Origin of the sequence: Flavobacterium sp. (genome assembly GCF_044361065.1) — a bacterium.
Lineage (GTDB): Bacteria > Bacteroidota > Bacteroidia > Flavobacteriales > Flavobacteriaceae > Flavobacterium.
The window spans coordinates 1-7,304 of record NZ_JBIKJI010000110.1 but is presented as its reverse complement, the minus strand read 5'-3'; the positions used below and the strand labels follow the sequence as shown (position 1 = coordinate 7,304).

The 7,304-nt window shown below is 30.5% G+C and carries 8 protein-coding genes; 4 read left to right on the top strand and 4 right to left on the bottom strand.

All coding sequences use genetic code 11. The features are described from left to right. From ACIQ11_RS07515 to ACIQ11_RS07500, 4 genes are all read left to right on the top strand, one after another. The coding region (locus ACIQ11_RS07515; RefSeq protein WP_396154054.1) for a DUF349 domain-containing protein at nt 1-869 on the top strand (869 nt) is incomplete at its 5' end. A 246-nt stretch (nt 870-1,115) separates the two neighbouring features. After that, the gene (locus ACIQ11_RS07510; protein ID WP_396154053.1) at nt 1,116-2,453 is read left to right on the top strand and encodes a 2TM domain-containing protein; all 1,338 of its coding nucleotides are present in this window, start codon (nt 1,116-1,118) and stop codon (nt 2,451-2,453) included. An 18-nt stretch (nt 2,454-2,471) separates the two neighbouring features. Continuing rightward, nucleotides 2,472-2,786, top strand: coding sequence for a 2TM domain-containing protein (locus tag ACIQ11_RS07505; protein WP_396154052.1), 315 nt, complete (start codon nt 2,472-2,474; stop codon nt 2,784-2,786). Nucleotides 2,787-2,832: 46 nt separating this feature from the next. Continuing rightward, nucleotides 2,833-3,627 carry a LytR/AlgR family response regulator transcription factor gene (locus ACIQ11_RS07500; protein ID WP_396154051.1) on the top strand — a complete coding sequence of 265 codons (795 nt, stop codon included), beginning with the start codon at nt 2,833-2,835 and terminating at the stop codon, nt 3,625-3,627. Here the strand turns inward: ACIQ11_RS07500 and ACIQ11_RS07495 are convergent. The 4 genes from ACIQ11_RS07495 to ACIQ11_RS07480 all read right to left on the bottom strand — a co-directional run. Beyond that, the gene (locus tag ACIQ11_RS07495) at nt 3,624-4,394 is read right to left on the bottom strand and encodes a CDP-alcohol phosphatidyltransferase family protein (RefSeq protein WP_396154050.1); all 771 of its coding nucleotides are present in this window, start codon (nt 4,392-4,394) and stop codon (nt 3,624-3,626) included. The genes ACIQ11_RS07500 and ACIQ11_RS07495 overlap by 4 nt on opposite strands. A 50-nt stretch (nt 4,395-4,444) precedes the next feature. After that, nucleotides 4,445-5,461, bottom strand: coding sequence for a heme A synthase (locus ACIQ11_RS07490; protein WP_396154049.1), 1,017 nt, complete (start codon nt 5,459-5,461; stop codon nt 4,445-4,447). A gap of 45 nt (nt 5,462-5,506) precedes the next feature. Continuing rightward, a complete protein-coding gene (locus ACIQ11_RS07485) occupies nt 5,507-5,866 on the bottom strand; it encodes a four helix bundle protein (protein ID WP_396154048.1) in 360 nt (119 codons plus the stop codon). A 65-nt stretch (nt 5,867-5,931) separates the two neighbouring features. Further along, nucleotides 5,932-7,304, bottom strand: a 1,373-nt coding sequence (locus ACIQ11_RS07480) for a CCA tRNA nucleotidyltransferase (protein ID WP_396154047.1), incomplete at its 5' end; no start/stop codon positions are given.

Below are 7,304 nucleotides of genomic sequence, written 5' to 3'. Positions count from 1 at the left end.
AAAATCAAATTGTAAAATTAGAAACGTTACGCGATGCATTCTTTAAAGCAGGACGTGTGCCAGCAGAAGCTACAGAAGTTACTTGGAGTAATTTTAAAAATGCTGTTCGTGCATTTAATGCTACGAAAAATTCATTTTATAAAGATATAAAAAACGAACAACATCGTAATTTAGAATTAAAATTAGCCTTAATTGAGAAAGCAAAAGCGAATATTGATACGGAAGATTTTGATGCCACTACTCCAATTATGAAGCAAATTCAAGAGGAATGGAAAAAAATTGGACATGTACCAAGAAAACTTTCAGATGAAATTTGGGATACGTTCAAAAAAACCTGTAATGCTTATTTTGATAGATTACACGAATCGAGAAAAGAAGAAATTGGCGTAGAAGTTGAAGCGTTTGAAAAGAAAAAAGAATACTTAGAAATCGTTCGTGCATTTCAATTAGTTGGTGAACACAAAACCGATTTAGACGCCATTAAAGCACATATTACTGCATGGAAAGAATTTGGTAAAGTGCCTCAAAATCGTCGTCATATTGAAGGAAAATTCAATAAAATTTTAGATGCTTTATTTGAAAAACTAAGTTTATCTAAAAAAGATTCTGAAATGATGAAATTTAGCAATCGTTTAGAGCAACTTTCGGAAGGAAACGACCAAAGAGCCATTGCTAACGAGCAAATTTTTATTAGAAGAAAAATTGATGAACTGAATCATGAAATCAATCAATTAGAAAACAATATTGGTTTCTTCAATAATGCAAAAGGAAATAATCCATTTATTAAAGAAGTGCAAAAAAATATTGAAAAACATAAAGAGGAATTACAAACTTGGAAAGACAAACTAAAAAAGTTAAACACCATTTAATTCCTACTTAAATACAATTAAAAGACTGCAATTGCAGTCTTTTTTTGTTTATAAAAAGTCAAAACTTACAATTCATCATTAAAAATTGACAGTTGGGATAGATATAATTTTTTAGGTGAAAATTTATAAGGAATTTTGTCTCAGAATTAAAATAACCAAATTTATGATACAACTTATCCTTTATTTAATCGCAATTATTGTGCAATCACTTAATTTTTAATTATTTTTATACTAAACCTTTTTACTATGTTTGATAAACTCATAAAAGAAATTCCAAGAGCAATAATTTTATCCATTGCTGTTTTTTTGGTTTTATTGGTAATAAAATTAATGACAGGCATAACCATTCAATTGAATGAATATTTTCTAGTAAATTTTGGTTATACTATGTTGTATGGAATAACTTTATATTTTGCCAATGCGTACTTATTTATATATTTAGATAGCATTTTTGAAGTAGATCGCTTTACAAAACGAAGAATAGTTTTAGGCTTTTTAGGCTCCTTTATAATTTCTGTTTTTGCTATTTTTTTATTGCGAATTGTTGAAGATGTGCTCATTGAAGGCTTAAGTTTTGATGCGTTTTTTCAAAATGAAACCTTAGCAAATTATGTGGTAACCATTATAATTACATTTGTTGTAACCTTAGCATTTCATGCGTTTTATTTTTATAAAGCGTATCAAGAAAACAAAGTTAACCAACAAAAAATAATTGCTGGAAACGCTTCGGCACAGTTTGAAAGTTTAAAAAACCAAATTGATCCGCATTTTTTGTTCAATAGTTTAAATGTGTTGAGTTCGTTAATTGAAGAGAATCCAATTGCAGCACAAAAATTTACTACTTCCTTATCAAAAGTATATCGCTATGTTTTAGAGCAAAAAGACAAAGAATTGGTTTCGGTTACCGAAGAATTAACCTTTGCCAAAACCTATATGAATTTACTTTTAATGCGATTTGAAAACAGCATCACATTTGAAATTCCTGAAAACATTGATAATGACGAAACAAAAGTAGTTCCATTATCCTTACAATTATTGCTTGAAAATTGCATCAAACATAATGTTGTTAGTGAAACTAAACCGCTTCACATCAAAATTAGTGTTGAAAATGGTGTGTTAGTTGTGTCTAATAATTTACAAAAGAAAGAAGTTTTGACAGACCGAAAAGGAGTTGGATTAGAAAATATTGTAAATCGATACGGAATACTAACCAATCGTAAAGCAATAGTTGAAGAAAATGAAAATGAATTTAAAATAAGTATACCTATATTAACCAAACAAATTTCAGTTATGGAAACCAATACACTATTTTCAGAAAATGCAGCATACGCAAGAGCCAAAAAACGTGTAGAAGAATTGAAAGGCTTTTACGGAAATTTAACGGCTTATTGTATCGTAATACCTACATTGGCAATAATTAATTACAATACATTTTGGGGTTTCCAATGGTTTTGGTTCCCGATGTTAGGTTGGGGATTAGGATTAAGTTTTCATGCATTTGGGGTTTTTGGATACGGTAAAACCTGGGAAGAACGAAAAATTCAAGAAATAGTAAATAAAGGAAAAAATAATAATTGGGAATAATTTAAAAAAACACAAAACATGGAAAATATAACTTCAGAACAAATTCGCTACGAGGAAGCGGTTAAAAGAGTAAAAAAAATAAAAGGGTTTTATACGCATGCATTAGTATATTTGGTCATTAACATTATGTTAGTAATCTTAAATATTCAAAACTTAAATGAAGGCGAAAGTTATTTTCAGTTTAAGAACTTCTTTACGGCTTTCTTTTGGGGAATTGGTTTGTTAGCACACGCATTATCAACATTTTTACCTTATTTTATTTTAGGAAAAGATTGGGAAGAACGCAAAATTAAAGAGTTGATGGAAAAAGAAAAAGCCAATAAGTGGGAGTAATTTAATGTGCCAATTTGAAAATGTGCCAATTGAAAATTTATAAATTATGCAAAACGAAAACATTCCCCCTTTGGGGGTTAGGGGGCTAAACATCATCATCATCGAAGACGAAAAGCCAGCAGCTCGATTATTGCAGCGTAAAATTGAAAAATTAGGCTTGCAGGTGAATACGTTGTTGCATTCTGTGGAAGAATCAATTGCTTGGTTTCGAAATAATCCGCATCCAGATTTGATTTTTTTGGATATTCAATTATCTGATGGTTTGTCATTTGAACTATTTGAACAAATTGAGATTAAAAGTGCGGTGATTTTTACTACAGCTTATGACGAATATGCATTGCGCGCTTTTAAACTAAATAGCATTGATTACTTATTAAAACCAATTGATGAAGACGAACTTTCAACTGCCATTTCAAAATTCAAAAATCAATTTCAAAAAAATACGATTTCGAGTTTAGATTTTGAAGCGATAAAACGTATGTTAGTCAATCCAATAGAAAAAGAATATAAAACGCGATTTTCAGTAAAAATTGGACAACAAATAAAAGTAATTTCTATTGATGAGATTGAATGTTTTTATAGCGAAAACAAAGGCACGTATATTCACACCTTAGACAATAGAAATTATTTAACAGATGTTACTTTAGAAGTTTTAGAAACTGAAATTAATCCGAAAGATTTTTATCGTGTAAGTCGAAAATTCATTATTTCACTGAAAGCCATAAAAGAAATTCAAATGTATTCCAATTCGCGGTTGAAAATTAGTTTAAATTCGTATTCAGATGATGAAATAATTGTTGCCCGAGAACGCGTTAGTGAATTTAAAATTTGGATTGGTTAATGTATTGTTGTTTTTCGAATTCCAATTAAAACAAATAGCAATAAAGTATAAAAAGTAAAAAATGGCGCTATAAATTCAATCCAACCTAACGGCAACATTATGGCAATAATTAATAATTGAAAGCCTAATCCATAAAGTGAAAGTAGCGTCATAAACCAATTCGGGAAGGTTTTTACTTTATAAGCATCGGCATCTAAAAAGTGAATGATTTTATCGAATATGCTGTATACTATGGTGTAAATTCCAAATAAAATATTGACAGCTTGTTGCGTTTCGCCAGGTAGTGCTTTTGGTGTTTTATATTCAAAAATCTTGCTGGTAGAATCACCTCCAACGGATTTATTTCTTAAAATTACATAGTAGTAATTGTAAAGTGTACCTTGCAATTGAATGCTAATAAATGCAAGTAATGCCAACCAAATCGATGTTTTTGATACATAACAAATGGTCATAAAAAATAGAAAGTTCAAGATAATATCAAACACACTATCTAAATATCTTCCTACATAAGAAGGCGTATTTTTTAATCGGGCTAATTCACCATCGGCAGCATCAATTCCAGATTTTAAAATGATGAAAAACGCTGCGGCGAAATAATACTGGTTCAAAATACAATAGATTGCAATTAGTCCAGAAATTCCGAATAAAAGCGTTACGTGAATGGGTGTAAAACGAGTGTTTTTTAAGGAATTTGCCAAAAGTTTACCGAAAGACCTTCCGTAATCTGATAAATCCAAAAATTTATCTTGCGCTGCGAGTTTAGACATTAATTAAATCTAAAGAACTGTGACAATATAGTCGGACTGCAAAAGTAATATTATTTTTCTGTTATTTTTTTATTTTCTAACAGTAAATAAAATTGTACGCTGAATAAGAGTGTCGCCAATACTAAATGTATAGTTTGACTTCCGAAAGGAAAATCGACATACACCATAATTACACCTGAAAGTATTTCGAAAATTAAAATTCTAACTATCCAATTTACTTTTTCAAAACCCAATTGAAGATTTCTATTTCGAAGAAGTAAAAATAAATTGGCCAAAAAGACGACAATTGAAAAACTTCGATGAAAATAAAAGGTGATTTCAGGTTGTATCAACCAAAATGATTTTGGAGCACCCGATTTCTCAATTGTATCAATAAACTCCCGAACATAAGTTCCTAAAACCACTTGAACAACAGTAAGAAGTAGCACAACAAAAAGGGCAATACTAAACTTTTTATCGTATTTTCTAATGCTATTTTTCGCCGAAACCACATATATAACATACAACTGTAATGCCACAATTAAAAAAGCAGTTAACATATGAGTGGTAATTTTTACTGGACTTAATACCGAATCTACAACTGTTTTTCCTAACCAAGCTTGAAAACCCATCAGTATGCAAACCAAAAGCGAATAGACAACTATTTTTTTGTTTTCTTTCCAATAACCAAAAGCAAAAATAAATGTTACAAAACAGGCAATTCCTGCCAAAGCACCAAGCAATCTATTGATGTATTCAATCCAAGTATGTGCTGGGTTAAAAATAGCATAATCGTGTTTTGTATAAGATTCCCAGTTACTTTCTAAAAAAGAAGAAGTAGCTGTAAAATCAGATTTTGCCACAAGTAAACCTTCGTTTTTAATAATCACTTGACCTTCATCGTAAGCTTTATTAGGTGTAAATTCAAGTTCTTTTTGTTCTGTGGGTGGAATATAATATCCAAAACACTTTGGCCAATCTGGACAACCCATACCTGAGCCAGTCATTCGCACCAAAGCACCTGCAAGAATTACTAAATAAACTAAAACTAATGCTGTTTTTGCTGTTGTAAGAAAATATTTTTTCATTTGATTTATTAAGTTTCAAAGTTGCAGAGTTGCAAAGTTTCAAAGTTATAGAGTTTGTTTAATTTTGTTCATAAAAGAAGTTAACATTCGTTCAAGTTCTCTACTATCTTCGTAAAGTGTATTGAAATTTTCTAAAGCAATATAATTCAAGTTATATGCAATTTCAACTTGTGTTTGAAATTCGAAAAGTGAGCCTAAAGAAATAGTTAAAAATCTATAATAATCTTTATTTGTTCCTCTTCCAAAACCTTCCGAAATATTACTTGGAATTGAAATGGAACATCTTCTTATTTGTGAAGTAAGTCCAAATTGTTCCTCTTTAGGAAAATCAGCAGATATAGCATAACAGTTTGTAACTAAAGTCATAGCTTTCTGCCAAATAAGTAAGTCTCTAAATGTCTTCACTGTTATTTAAATATCTAAAATTATCAATTAATCACTATTTTTATCTTTGCTACTCTGAAACTCTGCTACTTTGCAACTCTAACTAATCCCATTTTTTCAGCACGCTTTAAAACAAATTCTTTTGCGAGCTCGTATTCATTTGGAATTTCACCTTCTAAAATGGCCTCTTTTACGGCTTCTTTTAAAACACCAATTTCACGACCTGGTTTTAATCCAAATAGTTCCATAATTTCTTCTCCAGAAATTGGTGGCTGAAACACACGAACTCGGTCCTTCTCCTCTACTTCAACTATTTTCTGACGTACAATTTTAAAATTATTGTGATATTTTTGAAATTTTTTACTGTTTTTTGTAGTGATGTCCGCTTCGCAAAGTGTCATTAAATTTTCAATATCTTCTCCTGCATCAAAAACTAAGCGACGCACAGCTGAATCGGTAACTATTTCTTCAGCTATTACAATTGGTCGTGAACTCATCATAACCATTTTTTGAACAAACTTCATTTTCTGATTTAAAGGCATATGAAGTCTTTCAAAGATTTTTTTAGCCATTTTGCCGCCTAAAAATTCATGTCCGTGAAATGTCCAACCTTGTTTTTTGTTGAATTTTTTAGTGGGTGCTTTTCCTATATCGTGCAATAATGCAGCCCATCGTAACCAAACATCTTCTGTATTTGGGCAGATATTATCTACAACTTCTAACGTGTGGTAAAAATTATTTTTATGGGTATGACCTTCTACTTCTTCGACATTATTTAAAGCGGTCAATTCAGGTAAAATTAGGTCTAATAAACCAGTTTGATACAAATGTAAAAATCCAATAGATGGCTTTTCTGATGACAAAATTTTATTCAATTCATCCACAATTCGCTCTCCTGAAATAATGTTAATTCTGTCTTTATTTTTTGCAATGGAAGATAACGATTCATTTTCAATTTCGAAATTTAATTGGGTAGCAAAACGAATAGCGCGCATCATTCGCAATGGATCATCAGAATAGGTAATATCCGGATCCAAAGGCGTTTTTAATAGTTTGTTTTCTAAATCGGTAACACCATTAAATGGATCGACTAAATCACCAAAATTATCAGAATTTAAAGAAAAAGCCATCGCATTAATGGTAAAATCACGACGTTCTTGGTCGTCTTTTAAAGTTCCATTTTCTACTAAAGGATTTCTGCTATCGTGTGTATAAGATTCTTTTCTTGCACCAACAAACTCAATATCCATTTCTTTGTAACGTAACATAGCTGTTCCGTAGTTTTTAAAAACTTGAACTTTTGGCTTATTTGAAAGTAATTCGGAAACTTTTAAAGCTAATTCAATACCGCTACCAACAGCAACAATATCGATGTCTTTTTTATGATTTCTATCCAATAAAATATCGCGTACAAAACCTCCAATCACATAGCATTCCAAGTTTAGTTCATGAGCGGCTT